The organism is Xenorhabdus budapestensis (assembly GCF_017743015.1).
GTDB classification, from domain to species: domain Bacteria; phylum Pseudomonadota; class Gammaproteobacteria; order Enterobacterales; family Enterobacteriaceae; genus Xenorhabdus; species Xenorhabdus budapestensis.
In genome coordinates this window covers 680,619-698,733 of sequence record NZ_CP072455.1, presented here as the reverse complement: position 1 = coordinate 698,733, position 18,115 = coordinate 680,619, and the positions used below count along the sequence as shown (strand labels likewise).

Genomic DNA, 18,115 nt, shown 5'->3' with positions numbered 1-18,115 from the left:
CTCCATAAAATTGAATTCAAAAAATGATAAAATCAAAATTCACCACAAATTTATTCACATCGCCATCTAACATTGCTTTATCTTTACTTCTGAAAACAAAAAAGCAAGTATAATCTAGTGCTACTCCTGTATGCATGGCATCACCACATTTTTTTCTGGGTATAATATCTATCAAAGTTCTGTAATCCGATAATGAATTTAAAGTTGGTAAACAAGCAAGCCCTCCATTTTTCTGAGGAATCATATTTACAATAGTAAAAAAATCATCAGGCTCTAACTCATGTAAAATCTCCTCATTAGGACTGAGCACACCTTCAAACCAAATTTCATAAAGGGTTTTACCATAAACATGTTTTGCCATGTGATTAAAATAACTACCGCCAGGTCTGGTGGCAACTTCGGAAACAATAATTTCGCCAGATTTATTTATGAAAAACTCCATATGACAAACACATTCATTGATATTGAAACCGTCCACTATTTTAGAATAGTAGTAGTGAATACACTTATACAAATCATGATTAAGCTTGATATTAAGATGTTCTGCACTATCAAACCTTCCCGGTTCATTAGTGACTTGCATACGTGGAAGATTATCTTTTGATATTGATAGAAAAACAACCTTATTGGAACTGATAAAACAGTCTGCAACGTATTCATCCCCATCGATAAAATCTTCAATGATTATGGCATTTGAAATCAGATGATGGTCTTTAAAATCTTTGAAATTATTTGCATAATCGTGCAATTGATTACTATTATGCATCAGTTTTGTATTAAAAGATCCAAAGCCACATGCTGGCTTGGCGACTAAAGGATAACTAAGCATATCAAAATTAACGTTATCCTGATAACTATAAAAATTAGCACAGGGCACACCTAACTCTTTAAACTTAGTTTTCATCAACCGTTTGTCTCTAGTTAAGTTAATTGCATCAAATGATAGCCCTTTGCATTTCAGTTGGTCCGTTAAAAAGCCTGCCCCGTACTGACTCAATTCACCTATGGATATGACGCGATCAATATTTAAACCGCTAAGTTTGATTGTGTTCACAATACTAGTGAGTGACTCGATGCTGTCTATAGTGGGAATTACGAATTTTCCTTTCATACAACCAGTAGTTTCATGAGAGGGGTGTACATTATGAACATCACAACTCTCAATAATAGCTATGTAGTTTTGGCCTAGAGAATCAAGAGCCTTGTATGAATCAAACCAATATTTACAAATAAGAAACATAAAAAACCTCAACTTTTTTTAAAAGTGAATTGATATTTCGCCCTTGTGCATAAAATCCCTTAGTGTTAACAAATAATTAGTAATAAAGGATTAAAAGGCGAAAACTATAAATAGTGGCATTGTAAATACTCATCTAATATTGAACTAATTATGATAATCTGATGTGGAAAATTGAATTACCCCCCCCTGTTACTTGTGATAATTGAAAAGCCTCTTTGAGCAATGTGTCGGAATCTCTATGAGTGACTACAACCTCATGCTTATTAATTAATAGTTTTTGAGGTATGCCGAGATAATCAGCAAAACGCTCCTTATCAGACAATTTTACTTTACTACGGTCGTCTATTAAGACACGATCAGGTGAAGTATCAAGCATACTTGCCAACTCTTGACAGTATTTTAAATCTTCGCTATGTCGTGGTATGATGCATATATCAAATGGACGTAAATTCTTAGGGATATTAAAGCCCTTTTTATCTCTACAATTATCGAGTATTGCAAAGAAAAGCCTTTGCAATCCAAGCCCAAACGTGACAAATTTTGCGTTCATTTTTTTATTATACTTACTGCAATATCGCGCGTATACTTTCTTATCTTGTCCATATTCATAAGCCATGGAAATACTTATTGCGGAAATATCTCCATATTTTTCATCCCCATCTGGATGTAAATAGAAGTATTCATTAAATTTTTTATCATAATTTATCTGATATTCTATTGGTAAGGAATAAAGTTCAGACAAATGCAACATATAATCATGAAACAAATGTTTGAATGACTGTAAATTTTTATTGAACTCATATAAACAAGCTCCAGCAAGCATTTTGAATTCACGAGTCTTAAGGATACTATGTACTTGGCTCAGTTGTCGGTAAAATTTTGCCGAAAACATCATTTTTAGCGGAAGCTGTCTATAACTGATAAGTCCTTCCCTCATAAAATTTAACAGTAAAGGTTCTGGGGTAGACAGCAAATGGTAGCGATCCATTTTCCCTTTAAGAAAAATAAATTGTTCTAGAAAACCATCACTAAACTGTTCTCCCAAAGAAAGAATATCTGTTGGGATCATTTGTGTCATGTCTATATGGTTATAGTCAAATAACTCAGCTTCTTTGATGCAAGAATGTTCAATGGCCGTCATTATCTTATTACCAATAGGTAAGAATAACGGTATACCACGCTCGACCATTTGATAGAATGGACCAGAATCTAATAATGACATTGTGGAGTTTTGATCCAAAAGTTTGGGTAATCTGTATTTATCAGGAAACATCTGTTTTGATAGTCGCAAGTCGACCCCCTTCTAAAGTAATTTTTACATGAAGTATATTCAATGAATAAGAATGGAATGACTTTATTCTGAAAGTCATTCCTAGATACCATCTACATTACAAACATCAAAATTATATTTTTAAATTTTAGGAAGTCACAAAATTGACAAGCTTATCAGGTATAATAATTGTATGCTTGATATCCCTACCAGTTATGTGTCTTTTTACTTCCTTAAGATTTAATAACTGTTCTGTAAGAATGTCGCCTGTGGTTCCCACTTTGATTGAGTATTCAGCTCGAAATTTACCATTTACTTGTACAGCAATTGTGACTATCTCTTGATGAAGAGCCGACTCATCTACTTCAGGCCAAGGCTCATTGATCAATGGTTTCTTTTGACCCAATGCGAACCAGAGAACATGTGTAACATGTGGGATAATGGGGGAAAGCATAATAACTATTTTCTCTAAAACTTCCTGGCATACAATTCTGTCCTTCTCATCGACAATATTAAATTTATTGTACGCATTTAATAATTCCATAACAGCAGCAATTGCTGTGTTAAAACTGAATTTAACCTCCATAACTTCAGTGACTTTGAGTAACGTCTCATGAAGTTTTCGTCTCAGCACTTGCTGATCTGAAGTGTATTTTTGAATCACTACATCATGCGATGAAGAAAAGACTTCAGAATGACGATATATCGTATTCCATAGTCTTTTTATAAACCTATGGGCACCATCAACGCCTGAATCAGACCACTCAAGCTGCTGCTCTGGCGGAGCTGCAAACATCATAAAGAGACGTAAAGTATCAGCACCGTAGGTATCAATATAGTTTTGAGGGTTTACAACGTTTCCTTTGGATTTTGACATTTTGGCACCATCCTTCAGTACCATACCCTGAGTAAATAATTTGATGAAGGGTTCATCTGACTTCATCAAACCTTCATCACGCATTACTTTATGGAAGAACCTAGCATAAAGTAAATGCAAAATAGCATGCTCAATACCGCCTATATAAAGATCAACAGGTGACCAATAATCAGCCCTTTCATCTAACATTTCATTAGTATTATCAGCACATGTAAATCTAGCTGAATACCATGATGACTCAACAAACGTGTCAAATGTATCAGTTTCCCTAACTGCTTTCTTTCCACAGCATGGGCAGTCGACATTATAGAAATCAGGAAGATTTTTTAGAACATTTGTTTTCTCAGAAAAATCAAAATTCTCTGGTAGTACTACAGGGAGGTCCTTTTCAGGTACTGGTACAATTCCACATTCCTCGCAATATATAATAGGTATAGGTGCCCCCCAATATCGCTGTCGTGATATACCCCAGTCACGTAAACGATACTGTATTTTAGAGGAACCGGCATTCATAGCTACTAATCGTTCAATAATGACTTTACCCGCTTCTTTACTTTCCAAACCATTTAAAAATTCTGAATTAAGTAAAGTGCCATAGTCAGAATAAACATTATTAGCAGGTTGATCTATTAGTTGCTGAGGCTTGTTAGGTGAAACTACTTGTTTAACAGGCAGGTCATAGCGTGCAGCAAACTCGTAATCTCGCTCATCATGAGCAGGAACCCCCATGATAGCGCCAGTTCCATAACTGGATAAAACATAATTTGCAATCCAAACTGGTACAGACTCATTATTTATAGGATTAATAGCATATAGATTAGTAAACAAACCTTCTTTCGGGAGTGCCGCAATATCTGCTTCCGCTGTAGACGTTTTATTACATTTATCGATAAAATATTTTATATCTCTATCATGTTCGGATAAATTTATAGATATAGGGTGATCGGGTGATATTGCTACAAATGTACATCCAAAAACGGTATCAGGTCTTGATGTAAAGACTTCTACGCTGCTTTCAGCGTCAGTAACCTTGAATGAAATTAAAGCTCCTTCAGACTTTCCTATCCAATTTTTTTGCATAGTTTTTACTTGAGAAGGCCAGTCATTTAATGTATCAAGACCAGAAAGTAGTTCATCTGCGTATGCTGTAATTTTCAAAAACCACTGAGAAATCTCTTTTTTTTCAACGATAGCATCCGAACGCCAACCACGGCCATTAATGACTTGTTCATTCGCAAGTACAGTCTGATCTACAGGATCCCAATTAACTAGAGATTTTTTTTTGTACGCTAAACCTTTTTTAAATAATTTTATGAATAACCATTGCTCCCAACGATAATAATCAGGTGTGCAAGTTGATATTTCCCTATTCCAATCATACCCGTAACCCATTTGTTTCAATTGATTACGCATATTGTCCATATTTTTATATGTCCACACAGCAGGATGAGTATCGTTCTTAATTGCTGCATTTTCGGCGGGAAGACCAAAAGCATCCCACCCCATTGGCTGTAGAACATTTTTTCCGCGCATTTTCTGAAAACGAACAACTGCATCACCAATTGAATAGTTTCTTACATGTCCCATGTGAATGTTTCCACTTGGATATGGAAACATACATAGTGCATAGAATTTATCTCCTGGACTATCTTCATTAGTCACAAAAGTACCAGCAGATGACCAAAATGATTGTGCTTCTTTTTCAACCTTTCTTGGATCATAGGTTTCGTTAATTTGTAATGACATAGATATATTTACCATTTTTTATTCTCAGCTTTTTTCTTAGCTTTTTCTTGTTCACACTCAACGAACTCGATTTTGTAACCATCAGGATCGGTTGCGAAAGCAATTATGGTAGTACCATATTTTTTTGGTCCAGGTTGACGAACAATATTGCCTCCATGAGATTCAATTTTTTTACATATTGCACACACATCATGTGTATAAATAGCAATATGACCAAATCCATCACCGAGATCGTAGGAATTGGTATCCCAATTATGAGTCAACTCAATTAAAGCTCCATCATATTCCCCACCATAGCCTACAAAGGCAATAGTATATTTACCTTCAGGAAAGTCTTTGGAAATTAATAAATCCATCCCTAAAGTTTTAGTATAAAAATCAATAGATCGCTCTAAGTTTGATACTCTAATCATAGTATGAGCTAAACGCACACGTCCTCCTGTGAAAAAATTTAAATTGATAACGCAGGATCATCAACATCTGACGGCGCTTCTTCTAACTCCCATGTTACACCATATTTATCCGAAAAATATACAAAGCTAATCCCGCTTGAAACCATTGCTGCCTTCAACTTTAATTCCGTATTACTTTCCATCTCTTCATCTGCGAACACGAAATCACTAGGTTCTACTAGAGATAATTGGGCTGGTTTATAGCAGGGATCCGTTATAAGGGGAAAAACATCTGGTGAACTTATTACCTTAGAATACGCATCTTCTATATTTTTTACTCGTAATGCAATATGCCTAGGACCTCCTAACTCATTTGGCTGAAATCTATTAGGAGGAGTATTATTTTTAGGAAAATTATAACTAATCAACTCAATATAAATTATAGTATTTGGTATTTTCAAAAAATTTATTGAAACATCGACATCGTTTGGTTCTTTTAAAAACCCAGCACCTTTAGCAAATCCGACGTTTCGAAATCGAGGGAAAAATTGAACTAACTCAAAACCAAATAATTTGTGGTAATAACTAGTTGCTTCATCAACGTCATCTACAACAATATTAATATGACCAAAATCAATAACATCTATCATACATTGGCCTCTGCTTTAACCGAGAATTCCAGACAAAAATCAATAAGTTCGTGTAATGAATCGCTTACCTTTATTGAAAAAAATCCCGGAGTCCATTGTAGGTCAGCTAAAGAATCGCTAATAGCAAATAAAGCTGCAATTGAAACATTATAGAAATCAGCAACAGTAAACATTGCAGAGGCTTCCATCTCTACACATAAATACCCTTTATTTTGCAGGTCAACCACTTTAGATTCTGTTTCTCTATACGGTGCATCTGTTGTCCAAGTTCCCCCTTCATGAACTTCAGCAACTTTTTCACTTAGATGAACTTTTATCTCTTTCGTCCAACTTTCAGTGGGTGATGATATTGTACCTTTATCAATGTAATGACGTGAAGTACCTTCATCACGAAGCGCACTATTACAGATGACAATATCTCCGATTGATAAATTTGGACTGATTGCTCCAGCCGAACCCACAACTATAAAATTACTAACGCCATAAGCGATCAACTCTTCCAAGTTTATGACAGCAACAGGTGCACCGATACCTTTGCAAAAGAAAATAGCAACTGAACTATTATCTTCTAATAAAAATAATTCACCAGCATCGAATCCTTCAATTTTCTTAAGAGGATATTTTTCTTTGCAATAGTTTAAAAGGCTCTCTAAAAATACTACTATAACTATTTTTGGTGGAACGCATTTACTTAGATAACCATTTTCCTTCAAATAATTGATAAACTTATTGGGGTCAACAACTGATTTATTACTCATAAAACCTCTTTTTGTTCTCTATTGTCAGTCGAAATAAAAATTTTTCCGATGTTTTTTTGCAATCGCACATATATTTCCCCACCAATTGGTACAGTTAGAATGGGGTCGGTATGGGATGAAGAAAAATTTATTAAAATGGGTACATGCTTTGGCACATAATCAGATAACATATTTTTTAGCAAGCTATCACTTAAATTTTTTCTGGTACAGGCCGTAAAGTTACCTATAAGTAACCCATTTATTTTATCGAAAACATTGCATAAATTGAGATGTGAAAGCCACATTCTAAATCTGTTTGGGTCAGTATTAAAACTTGATTCAATAAGTAGAATCTTGTCTTTAAATTCAGGGCAATACTTTGTGCCAATCAGGTTAAGTAAGGATTCAATGTTACCACCAACAAGAATCCCTTTAGCCTCACCTTCATTAACTACAGTCCATTGGGGATGTGTTACCCATTCTCTTGGGCCGTACCCAGGTTTCATAAACCACAAATCGCTTGCAGTAGTTTCTGGTTGCTTAACTTCGTATTTTTCATCATTAATGTTTAGTACTTTCGTAAAGCTTGCAACTGTATCATCCGAGATGTTTGGGTCACAAAACGTTCCGAACCCAGGACCATGATAAGCGCAACCACCGGTAACTGCATAATATGCATTCAGTAGGCATGTAATATCGCTGTATCCAAAAAGTTTTTTATTTAGCTTTTTCATTAATGAAAAGTCGATATACTGTAGTAAATCATTGCTGTTGTAACCTCCGAATACAGCCATGATTATTTCAGCCGATTTATCTGAAATCGCACGATTGATGCTAGACGCTCGTTCCTCAATAGTACCTGCTATATTATTTACATCTCTAAAAGATTCTTCACTGATGGATACTTTGTAACCTAACTTCAGTAGGTTACTCTTGCCAATATCAATCATACAGGCATTTAAATGCTTCATAGTGTTAGCTGGAGCAACCACAATAATCTCATTCATACATGTTTCACACTCAGTTAAAATTGTGCTTTTAAGCCGCTTGATATCAGATCAAAACGGCTGATATGATAATTTCTTGGTTTTTAATCGAGTGCAGCAGCTGTGAACAATTCTGGTTCAGTTGGGCATGTAACTTTTCTCAGTAGTATTAGAGAAAAACCCATGTGTGCTAGATTTGTTCTGAAAAGATGCATGAAGTAGCTATACCTGTTATATAGAGCCTCCCTAATATCATCCTTCAACTCTTGCAAATGTGCCTGCTGGAATATGATATCTACATATTCCTTTACTTTTTCATCGGTAATTTTATCGAATGAAAAATCTTCGCATGACACAAGCTCATAGCCGGGTAAATCAAAAAACTTTACCCAATCCTTTTTAAATAAAGGACTAATTCTGACATCAATTGCATCTGACACCTCACTGACTAGACTGTCACTTGGTTCTTTGATGTAATACATTGGAATGGCTGCGATTAGGCCATTATCTTTAAGGACGCGGTCATACTCTTTGATTGCTTTAACTTTGTCATCAAAGTATGACGTAACATTCCCGCAAAAAACCATATCGAAAGTTTTATCTTCGTATTGAGTTTCGGTTGCATCACCCTTCTCAAATGAGATATTTCTTGTGACATTTTCTTTTGTTGCTCTATCTCGTGCAACCATAAGGTTATTATCATCAATATCGATTGCAGTAATGTAGCATCCGGTTAATTTTGCCAGCTCGATTGCAGTTACACCAGTAGCAGTTCCAACCTCAAGTATCTTTTTTGTATTATCCAAAAAAGCATTTTTGGCAATTAGTCTAATACTTTTCATTCCTCCAGGCGGCCTATTTGTTTCTTTTACTATACCGATCATTGGAAAGTACTTTATTTTAGGAATTGACTCTAACGTTAATTTTTTCATTACCTTTCCTTTTGGAAATTAAATTATGTCAGTACATTGATAATGCACTATAATTTTTTTAAAATAAGATTATGGGAGAATATCCTCTCCATGCACTCTAGGAAGCAGTTGACAATCTCTAATATCATCATGATTTATCAACCAGAGGATAAATCTTTCAATGCCCATTCCAAAGCCAGAAGTTCTTAGAGGCATTAATTCCCGCATGCGAATATACCAATCGTACTCATCTTGAGATACATTCCTGTCTTTTAAGTTAGTTATTACGTCTTCTGCATAAGTGTTTCTTTCACCTGCTCCCAAAGTTTCTCCAATTCCCATTAGTAAATCCGCAGTTAAAGAGTATCCAGCCTCGTTAGAATTAGCCTGATAAAATGGCACTGATAAACTTGGGAAGTGAGTTAGCCATACGGGGCCATCAAATAATTCAATTAATTTTCTCTCACCCTCATCGGTTATTTTCTTAAATCCATGCTCAGTGTTGTTAATGTATTGATTGTTATCTTCCAATAGCTTGACTGCATCTTGAAACTTTAATTGAGGGATTTTTCCCTTCAAATTTGAAAGTTTCTCCAGATGGTTTAGGTTATTCGTGAATTGAGAAATTAGTGTTTTTTCGCTATATAAAAAGTGGTCACATAAGTACGTTACGTATGAACTTGCAAGTTCAATAACATCAGGAAGACTTCCTATAATTTCCGTTTCAGCATGATAGAATTGATTAAGATGCCTTTTATCTTGCTCTTCTCCTCTAAATGTTGGCATTATGTAATATACGCCTTTATCATTTAGTCTTAATGCATACTCCAATAGAAATTGCATCGAATCTGCCAGATAAGTATCTACCCCACCAAGGTTAATCTTAACTGGCATCGAATCTGAACCTAGACCCATCGGGCTTGAAATTGATCCTGTTGTAACTGGAAGTAGAACAGGTAATAATCCTCTTGAGTTAAAGAAATCACTTGTTTTAACTGAGATTATTGAGTGTATTTTTGTGACAGATTTATACCACGGATCAAAGATTGCACTCTCGAAATGATTTTTGTGATTAATCCAACTTTGTTTAGCTCGTATTATATTTTTAAACTGATTCTTTCTATCTATTACTTCATTTATTATTGGCCTTTCAGCTACGTTATCACTATTCATGATTTTCCTTATATAAAAATAAGTTATACTCAAAATCAGACTGAGAAAGAAAAAAATGGCTATTCCCAATAGCTAAAGCAGATTTATAGGTTTTTAGTGCGCACGTAAGACTTTCCCAGCGTAATTAACTAAGGTTTTATCTAATCGCACAATAAGGCATTGCCTCTCAAACCACGATAGAACAAATACCCGCCCTATAATAAGATAATCTTCTTAAATATTTCTATAATAAAGTTTCTCTACATGCAACTGTTTTTTTTATTTTTTCTAATCCTTAATTAGATATTGGAATTCGTTGTTTCTGATGAAACATTATTCTTAAAAAATCCATTTTCACTACCACTTATAAAACGATAAGTTATTTTGTTGACTTTTTATAATGAAATTAATTGAAAAACATCTTCCTTATGCTGTTGGTGTATGGGATGGGAAAGTTGAAAAACCAAAGTCAATTATGATTAGTGAACAAAATGATTACTTGGTTTTTATTTCTTTTGAAAATCATATCGGAGTTTACAATGTAAAAGTCAGGAAAACGCGAAAAGGACACTGGCGACTGAAGTTAACCAGCCGAAAAGACCGTTTCGCAGCCAAATTGAAGGGATTCAGGGACTTCTTTGGAAGAATCTGAATACGACCGACAAAAGGCTTACCCTGAATATCGTCATCAGAGTAGTCAGAGGCCGGACAAATTATCACGGCATATCTGATAACCAGAGACAAGTTGGGCAGCTTACCTACCAAAGTACGCGAATAATCTACAGAGGGTTCAACCGTTAAGGTGGTCGTCGCCGACTGAGTGAGGGTGACCATCCCATTAATGCAGGGTTATCCAACGAAATGGAAAAACCGATTAATACTCAGGGCTCACTGAATATGTGTGGGGACACTGAGCTGTCGGGATCCGGATGCGGTAGTTTCGCACGTCCGGGTAACCGGCGGGTCTACTCAACCGCTAATCCTGTTAATGCGACAGAGCCAACTATATTAATATGTCATTTCAGACACAGTTTAATTATCTCTAAATGTAGTATTTTTTGTTGCTTAGCATAGCAAGTAGTCTTGACACCATTATCTGACCAATAATCACATTGTTTTTATTTTACTCAGTTTTGCGATAAAGAGAAGTCGAAAAAAGATAGTATTGAACGATTTTCAATATAATAATGTTTTTTATATTACGTATATTGAAAAGTATTTATTTAAATGTAATCTAGCTGGGAAAGTTCAGTAAAAATAACTCCCCAATAAATCGATATTAATTTCGCTCTAATAGGCTGAACGAAAAGTCCTAAATATAAATACTGTAATTTTTGTTACTTTAGAAACAGAGTCAGAATCTGCTGTTGATCACGCCACAAAATGTGGTTATTCAGCTAAGAATAAACGCGAGAAAACCTGACACTCCGTAACCGCCTGAAGCGACTCAATCGTAAGACTTTGGGGTATTCGAAGTCACCAGAAATGCACGACAGGATTATAGGGGTATTGTGCCCTTTTCAGCGAAAAGTTCCATCGTAGTCTAGCAGGAGCATTTGAGCCTTAATTTTCGGTGCTATTTAAGTATACCTTTAATGCACTAGCTAAAGCTAAGTGCAGAAAATATCTAAAATTTATGTGTAATGCACCAATAAACGCCGATATGTGGGGTTACGGTATCAAAAGTAATTTAAATATAACCACATGATTTAAAATAATTTATCTGAATTCGTGGAACTTTTCGCAGAATTGGGCGGTGCGCTGGGCAAAGCTGTACTGATCTTGCGGGTGAAAGTCCCGTCGTAGAAGGTTAGCCAGACCACTACGTAGCGAGTCTTGCGTTTCCGGCGGTAACAAAGGAGACGAAGCGTAGACAGCGAAACATTCGAGCCAAAACCAAAGGGTGAACGTGATAGCGCCGAAATACAGCTGATCGTGTGTGCCGATAGCTTCGTCCAGCTAGTAGGCAATAGCGACTGAATGGTCATACTGGCAAATATCCATTTAGCAGCACACACCGGAGCCGCAGGCGTCGGCGAGTTTGTAGAGAACAGTATAGAACCCAGGAGATCCTGATATTTCTCGAGGGAATGAGTATTTCGGGCACAAGTGCTAAAACACAAGGCCGGAGAAAAGAATATCAGGAAGTCGGAGTCAGCTATAGTAGCGTTGAAGCGAGTAATGATCGTGGAGCGAAGGGTTGGCAGACAGATCGAACGTAAGAGAGAAACAATGACCGTACACAGCAACGACGGAATTTCATGGTTAACGAAACTTGAGCGTATAGGCGAGAAATCAGCAGGCAACAAACAACGTGTGTTCAATAATTTGGGACATTTGTTGAACAGTGACATGCTGAAAGGGCAATTCCAGCGGCTGGACGGAAATAAAGCCGTGGGTACTGATCGCATGACAAAAGCCGCTTACGGTGAACACCTTGATGAGAATATTCAAAGTCTCATTCTGCGGATACGCAGGGGAACGTATCACCCGAAAGCAGCCCGTATCACTGAGATCCCGAAAGAAGACGGCAGTAAACGGCCTTTAGCTATTTCGTGCATAGAAGATAAACTGATCCAGCTTGCGGTCAGTGATATCCTCAGCCGGATTTATGAACCGCTGTTTATGCCCTGCTCCTACGGGCTTCGACCGAGGTTAAATTGTCATGCGGCATTAAGGGCACTACAGCAACAAACATTCCGTAACTGGAATGGTGCTATAGTGGAAATTGACATCCGAAAATACTTCAACATGATACCGCATATCGAGTTGATGGATCTGCTTCGGAAGAAGATATCAGACCGCCGTTTTCTTAGATTGATTGAGGTACTGATAACGGCTCCAGTCATGATGGACAACGAAGTTTCCAGCAATGTCAGTGGGTGTCCGCAAGGTTCAATTCTGTCACCGGTGCTTGCCAATATCTATCTACATCACGTAATTGATGAGTGGTTTGACGAAATCAGCCATTCACATATTCGCGGACGGGCAGAGATGGTAAGGTATGCCGATGACATGGTGTTTACCTTCCAGTACCCCAGAGAAGCAAAGCGTTTCTATGCGGTATTACAGAAAAGGCTGAACAAATATGGATTGGAATTGCACAGTAACAAATCGCAGTTAATCCCTGCGGGGCACGTTACAGCAATGAAAGCCGATTTGTCAGGGAAACGCTTACCAACGTTCAATTTTCTGGGATTCACCTGTTATTGGGGGAAAACGCGAAAAGGTTTCTGGCGGCTGAAGTTTACTAGCCGAAAAGACCGGTTCGCAGCCAAATTGAAGGGACTCAGGGACTTCCTCTGGAAGAACCTGAATACGACCGATATAAGGCTTATCCTGAATACCATCATCAGAGTAGTCAGAGGCTGGATAAACTATCACGGTATTTCTGACAACCAGAGAAGAGTCGAGCAATTTATCTACCAAAGTACGCGAATAATCTATTGATGGTTTAACCGGAAAGGTGGGCGTCGCCGATTGACGTGGGAAAAGCTAAATCTGCTCCTGAAAATGTTGGGTTATCCGTCTCAATGGAAAACACATTCAATGTTCAATTCTCGCTGAATATGTGTGGGGACACAGGTCTGTCGGGAGCCGGATGCGGTAGTTCCGCACGTCCGGTTCTGAGGAGCAACTGTCTTGAACAATAATTTATGAGGTAATTTTATGGTATGCCTCATCCCATTCCTCGTTCTTTTTGACCATGGCATTCAGGATAGTGAGAAACCTAGCATAAAAATTGTCTCCTTGAAGCCGGCACACTTTTAAGGTTCATCAGGCGCGGAACTCATCGAGGCGCAGGTTCCTTGCCTATAGTGACGCCGGATAGATTTAAGCAAGCCAACCACTCATCAAAAATTAGTATTGCAAAAAGGAGGAATGTAATGAACACATCCCAACAACTGAGCCTTTGACACCGTGCTGGAATTGAGAGATGAGGCGTGGTTCCTCGCAGATTTCCGGCCTTATAGTGCCTAAAAACGGGAGCCTGTTGCTCCCTGATGACTGGAGGAACCACTCATGAAATTTACTCCTTTTGGCGTCGATATTGCAAAACATTTGATGCAAATTCATTTTGTCGATGAATACACAGGTGAAGTTATTGATAGGCAGCTGCGGCGGCAGGATTTTTTAACGTTCTTCAGTAACCGCGAGTCTTGTCTGATTGGCATGGAAGCGTGTGGCGGTGCTCACTACTGGGCACGGGAATTGAGAAAACTGGGGCATGAAGTGCGTTTGCTTCAGGCGCGATTCGTCAGGGCATTCCGGATGGGAAATAAGAATGATGTTCAGGATGCCCGGGCCATATGGCAGGCGGTTCAACAACCCGGTAAATCGGTTGCCGTCAAAAACGAAGAACAACAGGCTATTCTGTCGTTACATAGGATGCGTTACCAATTAGTGAAATTCAGAACCGTGCAAATCAATGCGCTGCATGGTTTGCTATTGGAGTTCGGTGAAACTGTGCATAAGGGCAGAGCTTCATTGGATAAAGCGATGCCGGAGGTACTTGAGCGGATAAGGGAAAAACTGGCACCTTTCCTGCTCAGTCTGGTCATGAACCCAATAGTTAGATCACTCAAAAAAAGTAGTACTCCCTTTCAATGAACGCTCCTATTACTTTATCGTGCATCTCTTCGGATTTAGAATACCCTATCGTTTTTCGATTGAGTCTTTTTATGCGGATACGCAAAGTGAGATTGGTTGTCTCGATACGCTGGGTAAGTTTCTTTCCTGTAAGGTGTTTTTCTTCAGGAAGGTAATCGTAAACAGCATAATTATCCGTACAGTAGAATTGGATATTGAAAGGAGATAGAAGCGCAAGCAGTTTTTCCAACGTTTTCCTGCTGCGATCACCAAATACATGCGCTACTATCCGCTTCATATTCGGCTCCCAGGCATACCAGAGCCAGCGCTGATTTTTCTTGTTACCGACAAATGACCATTGTTCGTCTATTTCACAGATAATCTGGACGGCACTTCCTGACAGAGGCAGTGTAGTTACCTGTCTTGGCGTGAGTTTTTTAACGTACGGATGACGGTATTAATGCCAACCTTCAAGACACGTGCTGTGTCTCTGACACCGGCGTTATTCAGCGACATATCAACGAGTTGTTCTTTCATACCGGGCTTACAGGCTTGATAGGTGTAGTTCAGTTGAAAGGTTTTACGGCAGGCATAGCAATGATAACGAGGATGCCCACTACTTCCTTTTCCATGCCCTTTAACCTCTTTTGTTTTGTGACAATAACGACAAACCACATCAACTTTAGCCATATCTGACCAATAATAAAAAGCAAGGAGTTTATCACGATATCTAATTATTGGGAGCATGACCACTTGACACACTAAGGAAACCATAATGTTCAATAATGAGGAAAAAATGGGTTGGGATGAATTACTGGAAGAATATTTTTTCTCGCATATGCTGCGACCGGCTACGGAGTGGAGTTATCGCAAGGTGACCCGGGTTTTTATCGGGTTTATGGGCGATACGGTGTTGCCGGAACAGGTCACTCACCACGATGTACTGCGGTGGCGACGCCATCTTCTGACCGAGAAAAAACAGTCGAGCTACACCTGGAACAATAAGGTAGCCCACCTGCGGGCGATTTTTAATTTCGTGATGGAAAGAAAACTTCTGCCGCTCACTGAAAACCCGTTTAACGATGCAGCAGTGAAAAAAGAGAAAAAAACGAAGAAAATCCTGAGTAAATCCCAGATAACCCGCCTCTATCTGCTGATGGGACAGTATGAGGAAGAGGAGCGCATGCAGGTGATTCCCCGGGGAGGGCGCTGTGCGTTGTACCCGACCGGATATTGGCTGACGGTAATGGATACATTTCGACTGACAGGAATGCGCCAGAATCAGCTATTGCACCTGCGGCTACGGGATATCAATCTGGACAGCAATTATATTGTTCTGCGTGTCGAGGGCAGTAAAAACCACAGTGAATGGCGGATACCGATGATCCGGCAGCTTAAACCCCGTTTGGTCCAACTGGTTAAACAGGCAAAAGCCTGCGGGGCGAAAGACGATGATCCGCTGTTTGACTTAAGTCGTCTGGATTTCCATGCTCACGGGCGGATGAACCGTTACCGGTATGATCACGATAAAGAAAGGCAGCATATCCGTTCTTTCTTTAACCGGTTGTCGAAAGAGTGTGGTTTTGCCGTCTCTCCTCACCGTTTTCGTCATACGCTGGCGACAGAGCTGATGAAAGCACCGGATCGTAATTTGCAGCTGGTCAGGTGTTTGCTGGGTCATCGTAGTCTGGCAACCACCCTGGAATATATTGATATCGATATGGAGATCGCAGGGAAAACGCTGGAGAATGAACTGGCGATATATCTGGATATTTCAGTGTAACCCGTTAACGCGATGTAAAAAAACAGGGCAAGATATCAGCGGGATTGCCCTGACTGTGTCACTAGGTTAAGGGATGGCTTGGAGGTGGAGACACAAAATAAAAAAACCGGGAAGTGTACTCGATGGTCAATTCTGACAATCACCTGACTTGACATCAGAATCAATTACTGAAATCATTACTTTAAACGTAAAAAGGTGAGCACAATCTGTGTTCACCTGACTTCGTAAATTAGCTGTTTTTAGTCTGTTAACTTACACAAAGTAATAGGTTATATTCATTAACATTTTCTTAACAGCATTTATTGCTTACTGGCCTGCTAAGTTATTGATATTTCTTCAACAAGCGAGTTTTAAAAGTGGTGCGGAGGCGGAATCGAAAAGCATTATAACTTGTTGAATTTATAAAGTCTATTCTCTTGCCTTCCGTTTATGCCCCTTTTAATGCCCCTAGATTTTTTTGCTTGCTTTTTATTTTCTATTTGACTGATTTTGCTTATTTATATTGCTTATTATGTGCTTTTTTATCATGTTAAAGCAAAAAAGCCGTGAGGGTTAAAAATGGTCAAATTTAGCTGCCATTTTAATCTCAGGGCTTCACATTAAAATTTATCATTTTTACGAAGTTGATCACAAATTAAAGTAGGTTATTCCTGTGGCTTAGAGCGGACTTTCCTTTCTAATAATTCTCCAGTATAAGAATCGAAATAACGGCTGGGCCAGATCTCTGAGGGATGGATGCCAAGGTAATTTGCGATAATCCATTCACCTTTCGGCCACGGTCTGCTGAATGCATTTGCTAATGTTGATGAACTGAGTCCTGCTTCGCGGGAAACCGCCGCTAAGGTTGTACCACGTTTCCGTAATGCGGCGATGATATCGGCCTGATGCCAGTCATTTTGAAGATTGTTGTTATTCATTCCTGCTACCCCTTCCATTAATCACTATTGATGGTGGCGATTCAAGCAGGGTTCGCAATACCGGAGATCAACCAGTCCGGCGAGGCCGAAGCCTCCCCTGCCTGAACCGCCATAGAAAAGGCGAACGCAGGCGCACTGGCAGAAACATCCTACCAGTGGGTTGATCATTGCAGGGTTGCGAATCCCCGACCACTAGATTTTGCTAATGGCGGGGATACTTTAACTGATTGTTTTAGCTAACTCAATAACTGAACGGCTAAGTTTAACGGCTATAACTCCTCTCAATAGTGCACAAACTCAGAGGAGAATACGGACGGCTAAATCAATCTTTATTGTTTATTCTCGTTCGTGATTGCTTCGCTATCCGTATTTCTCCTGTGATTTTCAGACTAATTTTACTCATTTAGAAACATTTTCCCTACGTGTCGGTTCAGGTTCACCGTTCCGTGGTGCGTCAGATAATGTGTAGCAGGGCGAGGGTTATGTTGAGTTTTTGCAGGAGTTCGCTGCGTGCTCAGCACGGCGATGAAATACTCCCCGTTCAGTGCCTGATGTTACTCAGGGTGAACGCCTCATTATCGTGACGTGGTTCATTTCTCCTTAATTTTCACTGCATCAGCCTGCAATCAGGCAGTGGGTTAAAAATCCGATATGACGATCGTTTATCCATCAAACAAAATGGCGGTTAATGGCCTGTTTTGGGTGGTTTCACTGAGTAATACGAGGTTCAAATCGGTCGTAAAGCCAGACCGGATAGGCTCTGGACGTTTGCCGCCCAGCGGCGTCACTTGGTAATCGCTCCGCTTAAACGCAAGTGACGCCGCGAAGTTTTCGGGATGTTTATCGTGCGTAAATCAAAGCGTG

General features: G+C 38.8%; 13 protein-coding genes and 4 pseudogenes. 5 read left to right on the top strand and 12 right to left on the bottom strand.

The features are described from left to right. Nucleotides 1-16 precede the first annotated feature (16 nt). The 9 genes from HGO23_RS03010 to HGO23_RS02970 all read right to left on the bottom strand — a co-directional run bounded on the left by HGO23_RS03010 (nt 17) and on the right by HGO23_RS02970 (nt 9,982). Nucleotides 17-1,240 (bottom strand): ATP-grasp domain-containing protein, encoded by a 1,224-nt coding sequence (locus tag HGO23_RS03010; protein WP_209027932.1) that lies wholly within the window; start codon nt 1,238-1,240, stop codon nt 17-19. A 148-nt stretch (nt 1,241-1,388) separates the two neighbouring features. Beyond that, nucleotides 1,389-2,531, bottom strand: coding sequence for a His/Gly/Thr/Pro-type tRNA ligase C-terminal domain-containing protein (locus tag HGO23_RS03005; protein ID WP_209027931.1), 1,143 nt, complete (start codon nt 2,529-2,531; stop codon nt 1,389-1,391). Between the two features lie 127 nt (nt 2,532-2,658). Further along, nucleotides 2,659-5,133, bottom strand: a complete 2,475-nt coding sequence (gene leuS / locus HGO23_RS03000; protein ID WP_209027930.1) for a leucine--tRNA ligase — start codon at nt 5,131-5,133, stop codon at nt 2,659-2,661. Nucleotides 5,134-5,141: 8 nt separating this feature from the next. After that, nucleotides 5,142-5,564: a lactoylglutathione lyase gene (gene gloA / locus HGO23_RS02995; protein ID WP_209027929.1), complete on the bottom strand. Its 423-nt coding sequence runs from the start codon at nt 5,562-5,564 to the stop codon at nt 5,142-5,144. A 20-nt stretch (nt 5,565-5,584) separates the two neighbouring features. Further along, nucleotides 5,585-6,175, bottom strand: coding sequence for a VOC family protein (locus HGO23_RS02990; RefSeq protein WP_209027928.1), 591 nt, complete (start codon nt 6,173-6,175; stop codon nt 5,585-5,587). Then, on the bottom strand, nt 6,172-6,933 hold the full coding sequence (locus HGO23_RS02985; RefSeq protein WP_209027927.1) for a nucleoside phosphorylase: 762 nt from the start codon (nt 6,931-6,933) through the stop codon (nt 6,172-6,174). The genes HGO23_RS02990 and HGO23_RS02985 overlap by 4 nt, the downstream gene beginning before the upstream one ends. After that, a complete protein-coding gene (locus HGO23_RS02980) occupies nt 6,930-7,919 on the bottom strand; it encodes a S66 peptidase family protein (protein ID WP_209027926.1) in 990 nt (329 codons plus the stop codon). Before HGO23_RS02980 ends, HGO23_RS02985 begins: the two co-directional genes overlap by 4 nt. 83 nt (nt 7,920-8,002) lie before the next feature. Then, complete coding sequence (locus HGO23_RS02975) at nt 8,003-8,830, bottom strand: class I SAM-dependent methyltransferase (RefSeq protein ID WP_244967870.1); 828 nt, start codon at nt 8,828-8,830, stop codon at nt 8,003-8,005. Nucleotides 8,831-8,899: 69 nt separating this feature from the next. Continuing rightward, entirely contained in the window at nt 8,900-9,982 is a 1,083-nt protein-coding gene (locus tag HGO23_RS02970; protein WP_209027925.1) for an asparagine synthetase A, read from the bottom strand. A gap of 532 nt (nt 9,983-10,514) precedes the next feature. Here HGO23_RS02970 and HGO23_RS02965 point away from each other — a divergent pair. The 4 pseudogenes from HGO23_RS02965 to HGO23_RS02950 all read left to right on the top strand — a co-directional run. Beyond that, nucleotides 10,515-10,856: pseudogene (locus HGO23_RS02965) on the top strand (group II intron reverse transcriptase/maturase); the annotation flags it as partial. 515 nt (nt 10,857-11,371) lie between these two features. Continuing rightward, nucleotides 11,372-11,503: pseudogene (locus HGO23_RS02960) on the top strand (IS1 family transposase); the annotation flags it as partial. Nucleotides 11,504-12,193: 690 nt separating this feature from the next. Next, nucleotides 12,194-13,528 (top strand): annotated as a pseudogene (ltrA, locus tag HGO23_RS02955) (group II intron reverse transcriptase/maturase). Nucleotides 13,529-13,984: 456 nt separating this feature from the next. Continuing rightward, nucleotides 13,985-14,527 (top strand): annotated as a pseudogene (locus HGO23_RS02950) (IS110 family RNA-guided transposase); the annotation flags it as partial. 16 nt (nt 14,528-14,543) lie between these two features. On the opposite strand, the gene HGO23_RS02945 reads toward HGO23_RS02950, so the two are convergent. After that, nucleotides 14,544-15,241, bottom strand: a protein-coding gene (locus HGO23_RS02945) for an IS1 family transposase (protein ID WP_209028682.1) whose coding sequence is annotated in 2 segments (ribosomal slippage) — nt 14,544-14,992 and nt 14,992-15,241 — 699 coding nt in all. Because the reading frame shifts where the segments join, the coding sequence is not laid out codon by codon here. An 85-nt stretch (nt 15,242-15,326) separates the two neighbouring features. On the opposite strand from HGO23_RS02945, the gene HGO23_RS02940 reads away from it, so the two are divergent. Then, nucleotides 15,327-16,334 (top strand): tyrosine-type recombinase/integrase, encoded by a 1,008-nt coding sequence (locus tag HGO23_RS02940; RefSeq protein ID WP_209027924.1) that lies wholly within the window; start codon nt 15,327-15,329, stop codon nt 16,332-16,334. Nucleotides 16,335-16,978: 644 nt separating this feature from the next. On the opposite strand, the gene HGO23_RS02935 is transcribed toward HGO23_RS02940, so the two are convergent. Both HGO23_RS02935 and HGO23_RS19890 read right to left on the bottom strand, forming a co-directional pair. Continuing rightward, nucleotides 16,979-17,251 carry a helix-turn-helix domain-containing protein gene (locus tag HGO23_RS02935; RefSeq protein WP_209027923.1) on the bottom strand — a complete coding sequence of 91 codons (273 nt, stop codon included), beginning with the start codon at nt 17,249-17,251 and terminating at the stop codon, nt 16,979-16,981. 662 nt (nt 17,252-17,913) lie between these two features. After that, a complete protein-coding gene (locus tag HGO23_RS19890) occupies nt 17,914-18,039 on the bottom strand; it encodes a hypothetical protein (protein WP_280529525.1) in 126 nt (41 codons plus the stop codon). Nucleotides 18,040-18,115 lie beyond the last annotated feature (76 nt).

What these genes read in the sequence shown, in the direction of transcription:
- HGO23_RS03010 (WP_209027932.1), bottom strand. Translation starts at nt 1,240, where the DNA reads ATGTTTCTTATTTGTAAATATTGGTTTGATTCATACAAGGCTCTTGAT.
- leuS (WP_209027930.1), bottom strand. Translation starts at nt 5,133, where the DNA reads ATGTCATTACAAATTAACGAAACCTATGATCCAAGAAAGGTTGAAAAA.
- HGO23_RS02990 (WP_209027928.1), bottom strand. Translation starts at nt 6,175, where the DNA reads ATGATAGATGTTATTGATTTTGGTCATATTAATATTGTTGTAGATGAC.
- HGO23_RS02985 (WP_209027927.1), bottom strand. Translation starts at nt 6,933, where the DNA reads ATGAGTAATAAATCAGTTGTTGACCCCAATAAGTTTATCAATTATTTG.
- HGO23_RS02980 (WP_209027926.1), bottom strand. Translation starts at nt 7,919, where the DNA reads ATGAATGAGATTATTGTGGTTGCTCCAGCTAACACTATGAAGCATTTA.
- HGO23_RS02975 (WP_244967870.1), bottom strand. Translation starts at nt 8,830, where the DNA reads ATGAAAAAATTAACGTTAGAGTCAATTCCTAAAATAAAGTACTTTCCA.
- HGO23_RS02970 (WP_209027925.1), bottom strand. Translation starts at nt 9,982, where the DNA reads ATGAATAGTGATAACGTAGCTGAAAGGCCAATAATAAATGAAGTAATA.
- HGO23_RS02940 (WP_209027924.1), top strand. Translation starts at nt 15,327, where the DNA reads ATGTTCAATAATGAGGAAAAAATGGGTTGGGATGAATTACTGGAAGAA.
- HGO23_RS02935 (WP_209027923.1), bottom strand. Translation starts at nt 17,251, where the DNA reads ATGAATAACAACAATCTTCAAAATGACTGGCATCAGGCCGATATCATC.